This is a genomic window from Hymenobacter agri (assembly GCF_054778495.1).
In genome coordinates this window covers 1-17,029 of record NZ_BAAGZM010000030.1, presented here as the reverse complement: position 1 = coordinate 17,029, position 17,029 = coordinate 1, and the positions used below count along the sequence as shown (strand labels likewise).

Annotated in this window: 18 protein-coding genes and 1 tRNA gene; 15 read left to right on the top strand and 4 right to left on the bottom strand. The window is 60.1% G+C overall.

Features of this window, described 5'->3' with window-relative positions; translation table 11 throughout:
- Positions 1 to 321 precede the first annotated feature (321 nt).
- The 3 genes from upp to ACYVDE_RS03365 all read left to right on the top strand — a co-directional run bounded on the left by upp (position 322) and on the right by ACYVDE_RS03365 (position 2,295).
- On the top strand, positions 322 to 1,029 hold the full coding sequence (gene upp, locus ACYVDE_RS03375) for a uracil phosphoribosyltransferase (RefSeq protein WP_460500070.1): 708 nt from the start codon (positions 322 to 324) through the stop codon (positions 1,027 to 1,029).
- Between the two features lie 176 nt (positions 1,030 to 1,205).
- Positions 1,206 to 1,658 (top strand): hypothetical protein, encoded by a 453-nt coding sequence (locus ACYVDE_RS03370; protein WP_460500069.1) that lies wholly within the window; start codon positions 1,206 to 1,208, stop codon positions 1,656 to 1,658.
- A 61-nt stretch (positions 1,659 to 1,719) separates the two neighbouring features.
- The gene (locus ACYVDE_RS03365) at positions 1,720 to 2,295 is read left to right on the top strand and encodes a hypothetical protein (protein ID WP_460500068.1); all 576 of its coding nucleotides are present in this window, start codon (positions 1,720 to 1,722) and stop codon (positions 2,293 to 2,295) included.
- Positions 2,296 to 2,377: 82 nt separating this feature from the next.
- Here ACYVDE_RS03365 and ACYVDE_RS03360 read toward each other — a convergent pair whose 3' ends face one another.
- Positions 2,378 to 3,787, bottom strand: a complete 1,410-nt coding sequence (locus ACYVDE_RS03360; RefSeq protein WP_460500067.1) for a DEAD/DEAH box helicase — start codon at positions 3,785 to 3,787, stop codon at positions 2,378 to 2,380.
- 237 nt (positions 3,788 to 4,024) lie between these two features.
- Here ACYVDE_RS03360 and ACYVDE_RS03355 point away from each other — a divergent pair.
- From ACYVDE_RS03355 to ACYVDE_RS03345, 3 genes are all read left to right on the top strand, one after another.
- Positions 4,025 to 4,098, top strand: a tRNA-His gene (locus ACYVDE_RS03355).
- Between the two features lie 107 nt (positions 4,099 to 4,205).
- Positions 4,206 to 5,150 carry a carbohydrate kinase family protein gene (locus ACYVDE_RS03350; RefSeq protein ID WP_460500066.1) on the top strand — a complete coding sequence of 315 codons (945 nt, stop codon included), beginning with the start codon at positions 4,206 to 4,208 and terminating at the stop codon, positions 5,148 to 5,150.
- A 90-nt stretch (positions 5,151 to 5,240) separates the two neighbouring features.
- Positions 5,241 to 5,489, top strand: a complete 249-nt coding sequence (locus tag ACYVDE_RS03345; RefSeq protein WP_460500065.1) for a hypothetical protein — start codon at positions 5,241 to 5,243, stop codon at positions 5,487 to 5,489.
- Between the two features lie 80 nt (positions 5,490 to 5,569).
- Here the strand turns inward: ACYVDE_RS03345 and ACYVDE_RS03340 are convergent, their stop codons facing one another.
- Positions 5,570 to 7,303 carry a M61 family metallopeptidase gene (locus ACYVDE_RS03340; protein WP_460500064.1) on the bottom strand — a complete coding sequence of 578 codons (1,734 nt, stop codon included), beginning with the start codon at positions 7,301 to 7,303 and terminating at the stop codon, positions 5,570 to 5,572.
- A 141-nt stretch (positions 7,304 to 7,444) separates the two neighbouring features.
- Between ACYVDE_RS03340 and rpmH the strand changes: the two genes are divergently transcribed.
- From rpmH to ACYVDE_RS03320, 4 genes are all read left to right on the top strand, one after another.
- Positions 7,445 to 7,603, top strand: coding sequence for a 50S ribosomal protein L34 (rpmH, locus tag ACYVDE_RS03335; protein ID WP_190928465.1), 159 nt, complete (start codon positions 7,445 to 7,447; stop codon positions 7,601 to 7,603).
- Positions 7,604 to 7,779: 176 nt separating this feature from the next.
- Positions 7,780 to 8,232, top strand: coding sequence for a ribonuclease P protein component (locus ACYVDE_RS03330; protein ID WP_460500063.1), 453 nt, complete (start codon positions 7,780 to 7,782; stop codon positions 8,230 to 8,232).
- A gap of 30 nt (positions 8,233 to 8,262) precedes the next feature.
- Complete coding sequence (locus tag ACYVDE_RS03325) at positions 8,263 to 9,957, top strand: S41 family peptidase (protein ID WP_460500062.1); 1,695 nt, start codon at positions 8,263 to 8,265, stop codon at positions 9,955 to 9,957.
- 66 nt (positions 9,958 to 10,023) lie between these two features.
- A complete protein-coding gene (locus tag ACYVDE_RS03320) occupies positions 10,024 to 10,344 on the top strand; it encodes a DUF6678 family protein (RefSeq protein ID WP_460500061.1) in 321 nt (106 codons plus the stop codon).
- On the opposite strand, the gene ACYVDE_RS03315 is transcribed toward ACYVDE_RS03320, so the two are convergent.
- Positions 10,333 to 10,884: a suppressor of fused domain protein gene (locus ACYVDE_RS03315; RefSeq protein ID WP_460500060.1), complete on the bottom strand. Its 552-nt coding sequence runs from the start codon at positions 10,882 to 10,884 to the stop codon at positions 10,333 to 10,335. The two genes, ACYVDE_RS03320 and ACYVDE_RS03315, sit on opposite strands and share 12 nt — an antisense overlap.
- 32 nt (positions 10,885 to 10,916) lie before the next feature.
- Between ACYVDE_RS03315 and tsaB the strand changes: the two genes are divergently transcribed.
- Positions 10,917 to 11,624, top strand: coding sequence for a tRNA threonylcarbamoyladenosine biosynthesis protein TsaB (gene tsaB, locus ACYVDE_RS03310; protein ID WP_460500059.1), 708 nt, complete (start codon positions 10,917 to 10,919; stop codon positions 11,622 to 11,624).
- Here tsaB and ACYVDE_RS03305 read toward each other — a convergent pair.
- Positions 11,621 to 11,791 carry a hypothetical protein gene (locus tag ACYVDE_RS03305; protein WP_460500058.1) on the bottom strand — a complete coding sequence of 57 codons (171 nt, stop codon included), beginning with the start codon at positions 11,789 to 11,791 and terminating at the stop codon, positions 11,621 to 11,623. The genes tsaB and ACYVDE_RS03305 overlap by 4 nt on opposite strands.
- 81 nt (positions 11,792 to 11,872) lie before the next feature.
- Here ACYVDE_RS03305 and ACYVDE_RS03300 point away from each other — a divergent pair, with 81 nt between their 5' ends.
- From ACYVDE_RS03300 to ACYVDE_RS03285, 4 genes are all read left to right on the top strand, one after another.
- Complete coding sequence (locus tag ACYVDE_RS03300; protein WP_460500057.1) at positions 11,873 to 12,394, top strand: DUF2480 family protein; 522 nt, start codon at positions 11,873 to 11,875, stop codon at positions 12,392 to 12,394.
- A 211-nt stretch (positions 12,395 to 12,605) separates the two neighbouring features.
- The gene (locus ACYVDE_RS03295; RefSeq protein ID WP_460500056.1) at positions 12,606 to 13,952 is read left to right on the top strand and encodes an APC family permease; all 1,347 of its coding nucleotides are present in this window, start codon (positions 12,606 to 12,608) and stop codon (positions 13,950 to 13,952) included.
- A gap of 139 nt (positions 13,953 to 14,091) precedes the next feature.
- Positions 14,092 to 15,357, top strand: a complete 1,266-nt coding sequence (locus tag ACYVDE_RS03290; protein ID WP_460500055.1) for a hypothetical protein — start codon at positions 14,092 to 14,094, stop codon at positions 15,355 to 15,357.
- A 207-nt stretch (positions 15,358 to 15,564) separates the two neighbouring features.
- A complete protein-coding gene (locus tag ACYVDE_RS03285; RefSeq protein WP_460500054.1) occupies positions 15,565 to 16,764 on the top strand; it encodes a serine hydrolase in 1,200 nt (399 codons plus the stop codon).
- Positions 16,765 to 17,029: the final 265 nt, after the last annotated feature.

Genomic DNA, 17,029 nt, shown 5'->3' with positions numbered 1-17,029 from the left:
GGGCGGGGGCGTGGCCGGCACGGTTTGGGCGGCGGCCGACCCAGCCAGCAGCGTCAGGCCAATCAGTAATAAGGTTTTAGGCATATAATCGAATAGGCTGCCGCCCCGGCCGAGCCGCGCGGCCCGATAAAAGGCAGGTAAGTCAATTTAGCAACAAACCTACGCAGGCCGCCGTTGGCGGGCCGAAACCAGCCCCGGGCGCGCGGCCGGCAGCCAACACGTTTTTCGGCCCGCTGGCTTGCCTGCGCCCCGTTTTTGTGCCAACTTCGGGGTGTCAGTCGGGCTCGTTGCCCGGCATTTCTTTCCCAAGCCCCCGTTCGTATGGCCACGCCGCTTTCATATTCCACCGCTTCGGCCGCTACTCCCGAGGCCGCCGAAGGCCGGGCCAACATCCACGTGGTGTGTGCCGAGCCCAGCATTGCCAACCATTTCCTGGCCGAGCTGCGCGATAAAGACGTGCAGAAGGACAGCCTGCGTTTCCGCCGCAACCTGCAGCGCCTGGGTGAAATCATCGCCTACCGCATCAGCGCCCACCTCAGCTACACCGACCAAACCATTCAGACGCCGCTGGCCGAAACCACCGGCAAGCTGCTGCACGACTTCCCCATTCTGGCCACCGTGCTGCGCGCCGGATTACCTTTTCATCAAGGTTTTCTGAATTATTTCGACCAGTCGCCGAGTGCCTTTGTAGCCGCCTACCGCATCGAGGGCACGGCCCAGGTGCAGGTGCAGGTCGATTACCTATCGGCCCCGAGCCTCGACGAGCGGGTACTCATCCTGGCCGACCCCATGCTGGCTACCGGCAAGAGCCTCGTGCAAACCTACCGCGCCATGCTGCGCTTCGGCACGCCGCGCCAGGTGCACATTGCGGCCGTTATTGCCTCGCCCGAGGGCCTGGCCTACGTGGCCCGCGAAATTCCGGAAGCCAGCCTTTGGGTGGCGGCCATCGACGAAAAGCTGAACGAGCACGCCTACATCGTGCCCGGCCTCGGCGACGCCGGCGACCTCAGCTACGGCAGCAAGCTCTAGCCCGCCACCCCGGTTTTGTCCCCAAACTTTTGCCGACGCGCGGCTGCCATTCGCGGCCCGCGGCCGGCGGCTGGGCCAGCCCCGGGAACCCAAGCCGTTCAAATCCGGTATCATTGCTCAGCAAGCCTGGCCCCGACGAGGGGCGGTGGCTTCCTGCTTCGTTAGTCCTTTCCGCCGTGCACCACCTTGCCATCAAATATGCCTCCGTATTCCTGCTGAGTACGGTCAAGTTTTTGGGCGGGCCGTTGGCCGGAGCATCCATGGGCCTGCATTTCTGGACTACCCTGGCCCTCACCGTGGGCGGTATGATGACCAGCGTGTTCCTGTTCTCGGGCGTGGGCCGCGCCTGGATGAAGCACCGCCAGCACCAGCGCCGCCTGCGCCGCGAGCCCATCTTCTCCAAAAAGTCGCGCAACATCATCAAGGTGTTCCGCAAGTTCGGCATGGGCGGCATTGCCTTTCTCACGCCCATTCTGCTCTCGCCCATCGGCGGCACCGTCATTGCCACGCTGCTGGGGGTGCCGCGCTCGCGCATCTTGCTGCATATGCTCTGGAGCGCGGTGTTCTGGGGCACGGCGCTCACGTTTGCCAGCATCCACTTCGGGCACCTCATTCATCACGGGAAATAGCTGCCGGAAACGTTTGCGGGCGCTGGCGCGTACAGGTGCGCCCACCCCAGCATTCCCGGCCATGCGCGAAGCAGTTAATTTCAAGATTCAGGACCACGGCCCCATCTCGCAGCAATTCTTGCAGCGCGGCCTCACCGATTTTGTCCACGCGGCCGATTTCGTGCGCCATTTGCCTTACCAGCGCAACGCCGACAAAACCAACCTAACCAGCGTCCTGGCCGAGGGTGGCGCCACCTGCGGCCCCAAGCACGCGCTGCTGCGCCAGCTGGCCCTCGAAAATGAGGTGCCAGCCCTCAAGCTCAAGCTGGGCCTGTTCCGCATGAACGGCCAGAACACGCCCCGCGTGGCTGCCACCCTGGCCCGGCACGGCCTGGCGTTTCTGCCCGAGGCCCACAACTACCTGCGCTTCGGCCGCGCCATCATCGACTGTACCCGCCCCGGCGCCTGCCCCGACGACTTCAAGACCGACCTGCTGGTCGAAATCGAAATCGAGCCCGCCGACGTGGCCTCGCCCAAAGCCGCCTTCCACCAAACCTACCTGCGCTACTGGCTCGGCCAAAACCCCGACCTGGGCCTGAGCTTCGCCCAACTGTGGGACGTGCGCGAGCAGTGCATCCGCGCCCTGTGCGAGAACTAGCCCGCCTGTAGGCACAAATAAAAAGCCCGTCATGCGCTGATAAGCTCAACATGACGGGCTTTTTCTGGCCAACTTAGTTCGCCTAACGGCCGCGGCGCTTGAGCGCTTTCACGCCAGGGTCGGAGCCGCGCTTTTTGCCGGGGTTGGCCTTCGAGCCCTTGGTGCTTTTTTTCTGGCCTTCCACAAAGGGCTTGCCGGTGCGCTTGTCGATGGTCACGCCGGGCTTAATCCATTCCTTGCGCTCATGGAAAGCGCCTTTGAAGTCGGGGTCGAGCTTCTTGCGGCGGTCGTCGAGCTCGCGCCCCATCTTCTGCTTCTCTTCGAAGGGCGTTTCTTCGATTTTTACTTCTTCGGGCAGCGGCAGCAGCTCAATCTGCTGGTTGATAAGCTGCTCAATTTCGCCCACGTGCACCATCTCGGCCTCATTGGCGAAGGTGATGGCCGCGCCCGTGTGCTGGGCCCGGCCCGTGCGCCCAATGCGATGCACGTAGTCGTCGTGCACAATCGGCACGTCGAAATTAATAACGTGGCTCACCTGGGGCACGTCGATACCGCGCGCGGCCACATCGGTGGCCACCATGTAGCGCACCTCCCCGGCCTTGAACGAGTCCATGCTGTTCATCCGCGCATTCTGGCCCTTGTTCCCATGAATCACGCGCACCTCACCAGCCGGAGCCTTGCGCTCCAGGAAGTGGGCCACCTGGTCGGCGTGCTGCTTGGTGCGGCAGAAGATGAGTATCCGCGTCATCGTCTCCACATCGCGGTAGAGCAGGTAGTGCAGCAAGTTGATTTTGGTAAGCAGGTTAGGCACTTCGTATAGCACCTGGCTCACGGTGCTGGCCGTGCGGGCCGGCGGCGTCACCTCCACCCGCACCGGAAATTCCAGGAACTCCTCGCTCAGCGTCGTTACCCGCTCAGGCATGGTGGCCGAGAACAGCGCGTTCTGCCGCTTGCGCGGAATAATTTCCAGAATGCGCCGAATCTGGGGCATGAAGCCCATGTCCATCATCTTGTCGGCCTCGTCCATCACCAGCGTTTTCAGGTCGGTGAGGCGCACGGCGCCTTTCAGGTAGATTTCGAGCAGCCGGCCCGGCGTGGCCACCAGCACATCGAGGCCTTCGGCAATGGTTTCAATCTGCGTTTTGGGCCCCAGGCCACCGTAGATGGCGAAAATGCGCAGGTCGGTGTTCACGGCCAGCGCTTTCAGGTGCTTCTCAATCTGCATGGCCAGCTCGCGCGTCGGGGCCAGCACCAGCGCCCGCGGATGGGTGCCCTGGGCGTATTTTACTTTCATGAGCAGCGGCAGGCCGAAGGCCGCCGTTTTGCCGGTACCGGTTTGGGCAATGCCCAGCACGTCGTGGCCCGCCAGCAGCAGCGGAATGGTCTGCACCTGCACCGGCGTGGGCTCGGTGAAGCCGGCCTCGGCCACGGCCGTAAGGAGTTGTTTGTTGAGTTTGAAATCGTTGAACGATGGGGTGGTATTGGGTTCCATCCGGCAAAGGTCGGGCTTTTGCGGCGCGTTTTCTTCCTGCGGGTTAAAAAGAACGTCATGCTGAGCGCAGCCGAAGCATCGCTACCGCTTCGTGGCAACTGCATTGGTTACTTGTGCAGTAGCGATGCTTCGGCTGCGCTCAGCATGACGTTCCTGTGTAAACGCCCGCCACCTTCTCGAACTTTTTTTGTCATTTCCCGCTTCCCTTTCTATCTTTGCCCCACCAAAACAAACACGGTAGATATAGCTCAGCTGGTTAGAGCGTCGGATTGTGATTCCGAAGGTCGTGGGTTCGAGCCCCATTATTTACCCACCGAAAAGAGTCCCCGGAATTATCCGGGGACTTTTTTGTTGCTTGCACTGAATCCGTTTTAACGCGGCTTTAATCTGACCGTTTTATTCACCACATTTTACTTGCATGAGCCTGCTCGTCATCGGCAGCGTCGCGTTCGACGCCATCGAAACCCCCTTCGGCAAAACCGATAAAATCATCGGCGGTGCCGCCACCTTCATCAGCCTGTCGGCGTCGTATTCGCTGAAGCCCGTGAAGCTGGTGGCCGTAGTGGGCGAAGACTTTCCGCAGTCGGACATTCAACTGCTCGAAAAGCACGGCGTCGATACCGAAGGCCTGCAAATCAAGCAGGGCGAGAAGTCGTTCTTCTGGTCGGGCAAGTATTCGAAAGACCTGAACTCGCGCGAAACCCTCGTGACCGAGCTCAACGTGCTGGCCGATTTCGACCCCATCATTCCAGACAATTACCAGGACTGCAAATATCTGATGCTGGGCAACCTGGCCCCGCAGGTGCAGCGCCTCGTCATTCAGCGCCTCGTGAACCGCCCCAAGCTGATTGTGATGGACACGATGAATTTCTGGATGGATATTGCCCTCGACGAGCTGCTGCAGACCATTGAAATGGTGGACGTGCTGAGCATCAACGACGAAGAAGCCCGCCAGCTTTCCGGCGAGTACTCGCTGGTGAAGGCCGCCAAGAAGATTATGGGCATGGGCCCGAAATTCCTCATCATCAAGAAAGGCGAGCACGGTGCGCTGCTGTTCCACAAGAACAAGATTTTCTACGCCCCGGCCCTGCCGCTCGAAGAAGTATTCGACCCGACCGGTGCCGGCGACACGTTCGCGGGCGGCTTCATCGGCCACCTCGCCGCCACCGACGACATCAGCTTCGAAAACATGAAGCGCGCCGTGATTCACGGCTCGGCTATGGCTTCGTTTTGCGTCGAGAAGTTTGGTACCGAGCGCCTGCTCAACCTCACGGCCGAAGAAGTGGAAGCCCGCGAAGCGCAGTTTGCTGAACTGGTGAAGGTGGTGCCGGCTTCGGCCATCGCCAACGTGCCGGCCGCGTAAGGGCCGGGGCACTTACGCCACAATCTTGTAGCAACCTTATGCGCGGCGGAAGGGTACACTTACCCATATTCCACTCAACACCACACCGCCATGGGACTCGCCAAGAAAGACACCGACCTTCAGAACGAGAAAACGTCCGTGAACCCGGTCGCTAACTCGAAGAAAAAAAGTACTCAGGTGCAAAGCCCGAATACGATGGACGTTTCCGCCCACGGCAACACCACCGACGGCAACAGCGCCGGCCACGGCGTTGATAACATCCGTAATAACCCGCAGGGCAACAAGCCCATGTCGGTGAATACCGGCAAAGTAGGCAAAGGCGGCGACGCGAAACACTAAGCCGCTGCCCGCCGCAACAGAAAAGGCCCCGCCGGATTCGTCCGACGGGGCCTTTTCTGTTGCGGCGGGGCCCTTTTCTATTAAAAGTCCCAGCCCAGCCACTGCTGATACCCGCGCTGCTGGGCCGCATCGGCCGCTTCCAGCTTGTCAATAGCGTAGCGCTGCCCGAAGCTGACGCCGGGCGTGGCGGCCAGCGTCACCGTCAGCAGGCGGTTCTGGCGGAACACGCTCACTTCATAAGCTGCTTCGCCGGTGCTGAGCAGGGTTTGCAGGTTCATATCGACGCGGCGGCCGTTCACGGCCACGATTTCGTCGTCCACAGTCAGGGCCGCAGCGGCGGGCGAGTTGGGCCAGATGGCCGTCACCTCCGTGCGCTCGTTTTTCACCACCGTGCGGAAGCCGAAATGGCCTTCCGAGGCCGAGGCATTCTCGCCCACCAGCAGTTGGCAGCCCACGGTGTGCAGCACCCGGTCGAGCGGCTCGAGCAGCGGTGCCGTGCCGTAGATGAACTTGTCAAAATAAGCGTGCATGTCGCGGCCGGCCACATCGTTCACAATCCGCACATAGTCGGCTTCGGTGTAGCCAATACCGGTTTTGCCGAATTCCTCGTACAGCCGCCGCATCACGTCGTCGAGGCTGCGGGCGTGGCTCGAGAGCTGCCGGATGGTGAGGTCCAGAATCAGGGCCACTAGGGCGCCCTTGTGGTACACGCTCACCTTGCGGTCGGGCACGCCGGGCTTATAGCCGTCGAGCCAGAGGTCCATGCTGGCGTCGGCCAGCGAGAGGTTGTCGCCGCCGGCGTCGTCGTAGTGCTTGCGCAGCACGGTGTTCAACTCCTCGAAATACTGGGCCGGTGTGCGCACATGGCTGCGGGCCAGCAGGTATTCGCCATAGTAGGTGGTGATGCCCTCGGCGATGAAGCAGGTGCGGAAGTAATTCTCGCGGCTGTAGTCGTATGGCTGCATCTCGGCCGGCCGGATGCTCTTGATGTTCCAAGTATGAAACAGTTCGTGGCAGCTTACGCCCAGCAGCTCCTTGTACAGGCCCTCGCTCATTATCAGCTCGGCCGGCCCCAGCGTAATTACCGTCGAGTTGTAGTGCTCCACACCGTGGTAGTGCTTGTAGGGCAGAAACTGGTTCAGGAAGTGGTAGTCGCCCACCGGGAAGCCGCCGAACATCGCCAGCTGCACCTCCGAAAACGCCTTGAAATCGGCCAGTAGTTTCTCCCAGTTCACCAGCGCCTCGCCCTGCACCCACACATGGAAGGGCAGCCCACCGGCTTCGTACTGCTGGTGCGTGAGCGTGGGGCTGGCAATGAGCGGCGCATCGGCCAGTTGGTCGAAATTCTGCGCCTTCAGCACGTGGGGTGCGGTTTGGGACAGGCCGCAGGCAATTTGCCAGCCCTCGGGCAGGGCTAGCGTCAATTCGCATTCCTCATCCTGCCGGCCTTCGGCGTACATCAGCGCCTGCACGGGGTTCAGGTACAGCTGCGACTCGTCGAGCCAGGAGCCGCCGGCATCCATCTGGTGGGCGTAGAAGTTGTAGCGCACCCGCACGCTGCGGCTGGCTGCGTTGGGCACCTCCCACCGGTCTTTGGTGAGCTTGCGGTAGGGGAGGGGCTGGCCGGTGGCGCCGTCTTCAACCACTACTTTTTGAATTTTTTGGGCGAAGTTTTGGAGCTCGTAGCGGCCGGGGCGCCAGGCGGGTAGCTGCAACTCCAGCGGGGGCTGGGCCTCAGCTGGCATGTCCAGCGTTAGCTCGATTTGCAGGTAAAAGGTGAGGGGATTCTCGAACGAAACGCGGTAGTGAATCATTGCCAAAACGATATAAATGGCCCTAAAACTACTGCGTACGTGCCTGCCAGCGTAAAAGTGGCTGAGGCCCTTGCCTTTTCCAACAGCAACCCGTACCTTTGCCGGCCCAACTCGAAACTCGTCTTTTTAAGATTCCTTGATATGAAACGTACCTTCCAACCTTCGAAACGTAAGCGCGTGAACAAGCACGGCTTCCGCAGCCGCATGGAAACTGCCAACGGCCGTAACGTACTGGCCCGTCGCCGCGCTAAAGGCCGCAAGCGCCTCACCGTATCCGACGAAGGCAAGCACAAGCGCTAGTCTTTCATTAGCCGTTAGCTGAAAGCGGGGACCTTGATTCGGCCCTTAGCTGGTAGCTAGCAGATTGCCGCATTGCTGAGACAGTTTCATTGCTGTCGCTGCAATGCGGCTTCGCTATTTTAGCCCTTTCCAAGGGAATATTTGCTGCCGCAATAGTGGCCGACCAATTGAGTAACGTGACCGAGCTAACCGCTGACAGCTCTCAGCTAGCCGCTAAGAGAAAATACACCTTCCCCAAAGAGGAGCACCTGTGCCGCAAGAAGCTCATCGAAGAGCTGTTCAGCAAGCAGAGCTCCTCATTTGGCGCTTACCCGCTGCGCCTCGTCTACATCAAAGCGGCCGCGCCCACGTCGGCCCCGCCGCAGGTGCTCATCAGCGTGAGCAAGCGCGCGTTTAAGCGGGCCATCGACCGCAACCAACTCAAGCGGCTCATCCGGGAAGCGTACCGGCTCAACAAATACCGGCTCACGGAGCAACCCGGCGGGCACGAAATCGCTCTGCTGGGTATTATCTTCACGGGGAAGGAAAAAAGTCCGCTGGCGTTAGTGGAAAAAAAATTAATTTCCGCTTTCCATCGTTTGCTGGGCACAACGCCCGCCGTGGCACCCGCTTCGCCCCCGGCCCCGTAGATTCGTGTCGAACTGCTACCCGTATTCCGTATGACTATCCGCAAAAAGCTATTCGCCGCGCTGGCCCTGAGCACGCTGGGCCTGGCCTCGTTCCGCGCTGCTTCCGATAATGAGCGGTACTTCGAGATTGCCAAGAACCTGGATATTTTCGCCACGCTCTTTAAGGAAGTCAATACCTACTACGTCGACGAGATTACGCCCGCCAAGCTGGTAAAAACCGGTATTGACGCTATGCTGCGCTCGCTCGACCCCTACACCAACTACATCCCGGAAGACGATATCGAGGACTTCCGCACCATGACCACCGGACAGTACGGCGGCATCGGGGCTTCGGTGGTGAAGCGCAACGGCAAAACCGTGGTGCAAAGCGCCTACGAAGGCTACCCGGCCCAAAAAGCCGGCCTGCTCCCCGGCGACGAAATCCTCGACATCAACGGCGTGGTGGTCGATAAAAAGTCGAACGCCGACATCAGCAAGCTGCTTAAGGGGCAGGCCAACTCCATGGTGAAGCTGATGGTGACGCGCTACGGCCAGGACAAGCCCATCGAAATCGACATTACCCGCGATAAAATTCAGGTGGATAACGTGCCCTATACCGGCATGATTTCCGGCGATGTGGGCTACTTCCAGCTCGGCGGCTTCACGGTAGATGCGGGCAAGGAAGTGCGCGCCGCTGTGACCAAGCTGAAGGAGCAGGGCGCGAAAAAAATCGTGTTCGATATCCGCGACAACCCGGGCGGCCTGCTGAACGAGGCCGTGAACATCTCCAACCTCTTCATCGACAAGGGCCTCGACGTGGTGAGCACCAAGGGCAAGGTGACGGAGTGGAACAAAACCTATAAGGCGCTCGACCAGCCGCTCGATACCCAGATTCCGATTGCCATCATCACGAGCAACCGCTCGGCGTCGGCGTCGGAAATTGTGTCGGGTGTGCTGCAGGACTACGACCGCGCTGTGCTTGTGGGCGAGCGCACCTTCGGCAAAGGCCTTGTGCAGGCCACCCGGCCGCTGAGCTACAACTCACAGCTGAAGGTGACGACCGCCAAATACTACATTCCGAGCGGGCGCTGCATTCAGGAAATCGACTACGCCCACCGCGCCGAGGATGGCACGCTGGGCAAATTTCCCGATTCGCTGCGTACGGCCTTCAAAACTACCGCCGGCCGCACCGTGTACGACGGCGGCGGCGTGGCCCCCGACATTGAGGTGCAGGACCGCGAAATTGCCGACATCACCCGCATCCTGCTCCAGAAAAGCTACCTCTTCGACTACGCCACCCGCTACCGCGCCGAGCATCCCACCATCGCATCGGCTCGTCAGTTCCACCTCTCGGATGCCGACTACCAAAAGTTCGTGGCCTACCTGCAGGGCAAGAACATCAGCTACAGCACCGACGCCGAAAAGGCCCTCACCGACCTCAGCAAGAAGGTGAAGGAGGAAAAGCACTACGACGACGTGAAGCTGGAGCTGGAAGCCGTGCGCAAGAAAATCACCGTGAACAAGGCCAACGACCTACAGCGCTTCAAGCCCGAAATCAAGGAGCTGCTGGAGCAGGAAATCGTGTCGCGCTACTACTTCGAGAAAGGCCGCACCGAAGCCGGCTTCGACGACGACCCCAACATCATCGCCGCCGTGGCCGTCCTGAACGACCCGAACCGCTACGCCGCGCTGCTGAAACCCACGGGCCAGGCAGCCAGCGCCCGCAAGTCGGCGGGGACGAAATAGTTTTGAAGGGCGTTAAGTAGAAAAGCAGGTGCTGCAAGGTGCCTGCTTTTTTGTTGAGAATCAATTATGAGTCTTATTGAAAGAATTGCCGCTTTATCCAATAAGCTGCATTGTCAGGCAAGGCTAAAACTAAAGTCTACTGATTTGCCTGAATCTTGGAATAGTGGGATAGGTTTTCCGGTGAGAACATACATTGAGATAAACGGGCCTTGGCCATTCAGGCAGGTTGATTGGGTTGAAATCAACCCCATCGTGATGGAACACATTGGTCGGTTAGTCGCACCGAAACGATGGAATCACTCGGAGCAACTAATTGCGCTGCTTGAAGCAGCGCATGGGAGTTATAGCTTGGTTGATAGAATGATAAGAATCCCATTAGACGCATGAGGTGCGCTGTGGATTCAGATAATTCAGCCCACGTTCTTCAAAGCGTTGCTCTAACGCATCCCAACCGAATTTCATCTTGTAGTCTCTTTCACTTTCAGTAATCGGCAGCAGCCATAGATTGTGCAGATGTTCATTTTCAAAATCGAAAATCTCTACATCTTCTCCGAATAAATACGGCAGCGAAATAAAGCCGTAGCTACAGGAGGAATCATCTTGCCAAGGCTTGCCGAAGTTGACGCTGTGATGCAACCCCAGCGAATTATTGTTGCGATGAAATGATGCGGTCATAGTTAGCAGTTCAATCAAAGAGGCATCTTGCCTGTTGGAAAGAACGTGTAATTCTATCAGAGAATCCGGCGTATCGGTAGACATTCCCAAGGTGGAGTAAATCCAACAGCCTGCTTTCTCGGATGGCGGGAACTCCAAGACGGAAAAATCCTTCCCCATTTTTCCGTGCGGGTCCGGTATCTGGAGTTTCTTATCGGTGCTTGAGCCCCAATTTGATTCTAAATGCTGCTTTAGTAGTTCCAGATTATACATTGTCGAACTTTGCAGGAAATTTCAAAGCTACAGTGAGCGGTACCATTCTTCTCTCCCTCGAAACCTCGTCGCCCGTCTGCTCCGTTGCCTTGCACCGCGTGGCCGACGGCACCCTGGTCGGCCAGTCCGAGCTGCGGCTCGACAAATCACATTCCACCCACCTGACGGTACTCATCGAGCAGCTGATGGCCAACACTGGCCACGCCCTCGCCGACCTCGCCGCCGTGGCCGTGAGCGACGGGCCGGGTTCCTACACCGGCCTGCGCATTGGCGGAGCTGCCGCCAAGGGCTTGTGCTTCGCGCTCGATATTCCGTTGGTGGCCGTGAGCACGCTGCGGGCGCTGGCCGTGCAGGTGGCCGCCGTCACGGCCCGGCCCGATAAGTTCCTATACTGCCCCATGCTGGACGCCCGGCGGCAGGAAGTGTACGCCGCCCTCTACACCCACGACGGGCAGGAGGTGCTGGCCCCCACGCCCCTCATCCTCGATGCCGATACGCTGGCCGAGCAATTGGCTGGGCATGCCATCTTGTTTTTTGGCAACGGCGCGAAGAAGTTTCAGGCGGTGCTGGGCGAGTCGGGGCAGGCGGGTTTCCTGGCGGGCATCGAGCCGTCGGCCATTGCGGTGGGCGCGTTGGCCGTGGCGGCTTATCACCGGCAGGAATTTCAGAACGTGGCCTACTACGAGCCGTTTTACCTGAAGGAAGTGTACACCACCACGCCCCGAGCCAGCGCGGTCTAGTGCCGGTAGCCTTGCCAGGTGCCGCCGTAGCGGTAGCCCGGCTGGGGTTTGGCCTTGATGCAGCAGCTTTCGCACACAAAAAACCAGCTTTTGCCGTCGGCCAGCGTTTGAATCCGGTACAGCGTGGTGGCTTCCTGCTGGCAATGCGCGCAAATTTTCGTCTTCATCGATACGGAGTTGTTGTCAATTGCTAACACTCCTCCGCGAAACACTGTTTTAGCGTACCCCTCCGATATTCTTTCTAGCTTATGGAACCCCTCTTCGTCAACCGCGTTGCCAACTCCGGCTTGGTCACCCTCAATCTGGAAGAATTCATCCATCCCGGCGAGCGGGTGGTGTACGACATCAAGGACAACCTCTTCCACGGCCTGATGCTGCGCGAAAAGGACTTCCGCGAGTTCGTGAAAACTCACGACTGGACGCAGTACGACGGCCAGAACGTCGCCATCGTCTGCTCGGCCGATGCCATTGTACCTACTTGGGCCTACATGCTGCTCGCCACCAAGCTCCAGAACCACGCCCACCGCTACGTCTTCGGCAACCTCGACGCGCTGGAGCAGTCGCTGTTTGAAGAAGCCATTGCCGCCCTCGATGCCGAAGAATACCGCGACGCCAAAGTGGTAGTGAAAGGCTGCGGCGACAAGCCTGTGCCCACCTTCGCCTACGTGGCCATCATGCAGAAGCTGCTGCCCGTCACGAGCAGCATCATGTACGGCGAGCCGTGCAGCACCGTGCCGCTCTACAAAAAGCCGAAGGCCGTCGGCGCCTAGAAATAGCTTTCGACGGCAGTTCCCGGCCTTTCGATGACGGTTCCCGCCGGCAGGAAGCGGCATCGGAAGGTCGGGAACTGCTGGCGGACAAGCGGGAACCATCATCGGAAGGTCGGGCAGCCGCATCGGAGCCCCGGGAAGGCCCGTCGGAAAGCCGGGAACAGGCATCGGAAGCCAACGGGCGTACTTTTGGGCTTTCGCCGTTTCCTTCATGCCTGAAAATTCGCCCGCCAGCCCCTATAAAATCACCTTCCTCACCGGCGCTGCTATTGTAGTGGCCAACATGGTGGGCACGGGCGTGTTCACCAGCCTCGGGTTTCAGGTGATGGGCATCGAGAGCGGCTTCGCGCTGCTGATGCTGTGGCTGGTGGGCGGCCTCATTGCCCTCTGCGGGGCCGTAAGCTACGCCGAGCTGGCGGCCGCCATGCCCCGCTCGGGCGGCGAATACCACTACCTGAGCCGGATTTATCACCCCGCACTGGGTTTTCTTTCGGGCTGGGTTTCGGCCACGGTGGGCTTCGCGGCCCCCACGGCGCTGGCTGCGCTGGCTCTGGGCCAATACGCCAAAAGCGTGTGGCCGGGCCTGGAGCCGCAGTGGCTATCGGTGGCCGTGGTACTGGCCCTCACGCTGGTGCACGGCAGCAGCACCCGCGTCGGCAGCCGCCTCCAGATTATTATTACGGCCCTCAAAGTAGGTGTGCTGGTCGTGTTCATCGGCGCGGGTATGGTGGTGGGGGAGGGGCAGCCCATCCGCTTTCTGCCCGATGCCGCCGGCTGGCAGGCCCTGCTCAGCCCCGCGTTCGCTGTCAGCCTCGTGTATGTTAGCTACGCTTACTCCGGCTGGAACGCCGCCGTATACGTCACCGGCGAAATCGAAAGCCCCCGGCGCAACCTCTCGCGCATCCTGCTGGCCGGCACCGCCGTCGTGCTCCTATTATATGTAGGGCTGAACTACGTGTTTCTGCGCTCGACCTCCATTGCCGGTTTGAAGGGGCAGGTCGAAGTCGGCTTTGTGGCCGCCACTTCGCTTTTCGGCCCGCTCGGCGGCCGGCTGATGGGGGGCGTTATCGCGGGCCTGCTCGTTTCCACCATCAGCTCGATGATTTTCGCCGGCCCCCGCATCGTGCAAACCATGGGGGAGGACATCCCCGCCCTCCGTTTCCTCGCTCCCAAAAGCCGCGCTGGCATCCCCGTGCGGGCCCTGTTGCTGCAAACGGCCATCACCCTGGCCTTTGTGCTGAAGCCCAGTTTCCAGGGCGTGCTGGTCTACGCCGGCTTTATCCTGAACCTGTTCACCTTCCTCACGGTGCTGGGCCTGTTCGTGCTCCGTTTCCGCCAGCCCGATTTACCGCGCCCCTACCGCGCCTGGGGCTACCCCCTCACGCCCCTCCTTTTCCTTGCCCTAAGCGGCTGGACGTTGGCCTTCATCCTGCGCGACAAACCCTGGGAGTCGCTCTACGGCCTCGCCACTCTGGCCGTAGGCGCGCTGGTCTACTTCCTCACCACGCGCATCGGCCAACCCGTTGCCGACGAAACATCCAGTCGCACCAGCGCCTAAAGCAGCCGAATCCCAGAGTTGTCAAATCGTCATTTCTTCGTCAGGCTACCCCTCTCCCTGAGGAGAAGGGGCCGGGGGGGGAGGTGACCCGCCCGAACGAGCTTCTGTAACTTGCACCCTAAATCACCCCTTATATATAATGTCCCTCCGCACCGCCGCGCTTCGGCTCCTGCCCGCCGCTCTGCTTTTGCTTGCCGCTTGTTCCGAATCGAATCCTAAAACCGAAACGACGGCTTCTACCAAGGAAGAAACGATGGCCACCACTGCCGATGCCATCGACCAAACTAAGCCAGCGACGCCAAAACCCAACGCGCAGCCCACGGCTACCGCCCCCGCCCGGCCCACTGCTGCCCCCGATACCGCCTATGCCCAAGACGTGGCCCTGTTCCTCGGCGGCCTGCAGCCCAGCCAGCACAGCGACCTCACCACCCTGGCCGCCACGCCCGCTTGGCAGGCCTTCGCCAAAGACCAGGACAAAAGCTGGGATAAATACCGCGCCACCCACACCACCCGCATGACCCAGTGGGCCAACACCGAGCTCGATTCGGTACACGCCAACAGCCCCACCATCTTCTACCCCTTCAGCGGCCCCGATTTCCTGAACGTCTTCACGATGTTCCCCACCAGCCAAACCTACGTGCTCATGGGCCTCGAACCCGTAGGCAGCGTGCCGGCCCGCGCCTCGCTCGAAAATCCTAAGCTGCTGCCCACCGTCAAAACCTCGCTTTGGTCGGTGCTCAACTTCAGCTTCTTCCGCACCAACGACATGGCCGTGGACCTCAAATCCGTCGAGCTCGACGGCGCTTTGCCCTTGATGATGCTCTTCGCCGCCCGCACCGGCAACCAGATTACCGCCATCCGCCCCGTGCAACTCGATGCCGCCGGCCAGCTCCTCGATGCCACCAAAGACACCACCCGCACCGACCCGAAAGCTATTCCCGGCGTCGAAATGAAGCTCCGCGGCCCCGACGGCCAACCCAAAACCGTCTACTACTTCTCCGCCGACCTCAGCGACTGGAAACTCACCACCAAACCCGCCCCGCTGGAGTTTGTGCGCCACCTCGGCCCCCTCACCACCTACGTGAAGTCGGCCACCTACCTCATGCACAAGTCGTACTTCAACAAAGTGCGCCGCACCGTGCTCCGCCGCAGCCGCTACATCCTGCAAGACGATTCCGGCATCGCCATGAAATACTTCCAGAAAGGCGCTTGGCAGTTCGACTACTACGGCACCTACCGCCGCCCCATCAACCTCTTCGCCAAGCAGTACCAACCCGAGCTCACCGCTGCCTACCACGACAGCATTCACCCGCCCAAGCCCCTCCCATTCGGTACTGGCTACAACTGGCGCCAGACCGACTCCAACCTCATGCTGGCCAAGCGTCTGGTTCCCCTGGCCGATTAATCAATCCGAAACTGCCCCATAGGGCCGTGGTGGCAACATCACGGCCCTTTTTATTGTCGCTATCATATGAAAATGCTCTGTCAATCCCGCCCCGCTGTATATTGTATAATAGGAGTCGCCTTTCTGCTGATGACAACAGCCCTCGCAACCATAGCTGCTACATCCAATCGCCAGGCTTTGTCTCTTGCTGGGGGAGGAGGCCGGGATGTGACGCAATCCGCTGATTCGCCCCTCTTAGATTCTCTGTTAAACGCTAGCCTGCTGCTGAAGCGCGTCGCCACCAACCCCCAATATGAGCTCCAAATCATCTATACCCAAATCAACCGTGACGTCCGCAACCGCCCCACCTTCATCCCCCACACCTACCACCTCAACCCCCGGCAATACTTCAATCCCGCCAGCCTGGTCAAGCTCCCAGTAGTAGCTCTCTCCCTCGAAAAGCTCAACGACCTCAATAAACCGGGCGTAACCCGCCGCACCATCATGGCTACCGGCACCGCCTGGCGCTGCCAGACTCCCGTTCCCTTCGCCGCCCCCGCCGACAGCGACCGCACCGCCACCGTCGGCAACTACATCAAGCGCATGCTTCTGGTAAGCGACAACGTCGCCTACAACCGCCTCTACGAATTCCTCGGCCAGCGCCCCATCAATCAGCGCCTCCAGGAACTCGGTTATCCTAACGCGCGCATCACCCGCCGCTTCGCCCCCTGCGACACCGCCGCCAACCGCCACACCAACCCCATCAGCTTCCACACCTTCCAGGGCGATACCATCTACAAGCAGCTCGCCCAGTACAACCCCATCACCTACCGCAGTCCCCTCGGCCGCGTCCTCAAAGGACGCGCCCACCAGGCCGGGCGCCGGGTCATCCCCGAGCCCTACAATTTCACCACCGCCAACCACCTCCCGCTCGCCGACGTCACCGCCCTCCTCCAAAGCATCCTCTTTCCCGAATCCGTTGCCTCCACCCAGCGCCTCCGCCTCACCGCGCAGGATTATGCCTTTCTCCGCCGCTACCTCCACGCCACGCCGCACGAATCCGGATTCCGCCCTTACGCCTCCAACCGCTATTTCGACGCGTATAAAAAATACTTCTACTACGGCCGCAACCCCGACTTGCCACGTCAATCTTCCCTCCGCATCTACAACATCGTTGGCATGTCACACGGCTATCTGGCCGATGTGGCCTACTTCGCCGACTCCCTCCACCAGTCCGAATTTCTGCTCAGTGCTGTCCTCTACGTCAACCAAGACGGCGTCATCAACGATGGCGCCTACGAATACGAGAGCATCGGGCTGCCTTTTCTGGCCTCATTAGGGCACTATATCCAGCAATACGAGGTCCGGCGCCCCCGTCAGTACCGGCCTGACCTGACCGAATACTTTGCCCCGGAACCTATCCGCTAACTTTTTTCAAAAAAGTGCTCGCCCGTTAAGTGGCTGATTCCAAATGCGACGGCATGTAAAAAGCGCGCCAAATACGTTGCCTTGCCATAAAAGTTGTCGGAAACCCCTTGTTAACCCAGAAATTCCTTCTACTTTTGCACTCCCAATCGCCAACAGGGCAACGGGTTTTGGCACCGCCACCGCGGTCCAGAAAAATGGAACGAGGCCGGAACTTGGGAGCCGCTACCGGTGTAGTGCTTCCCGCATCAGCTTCGCAAAGTCCTAG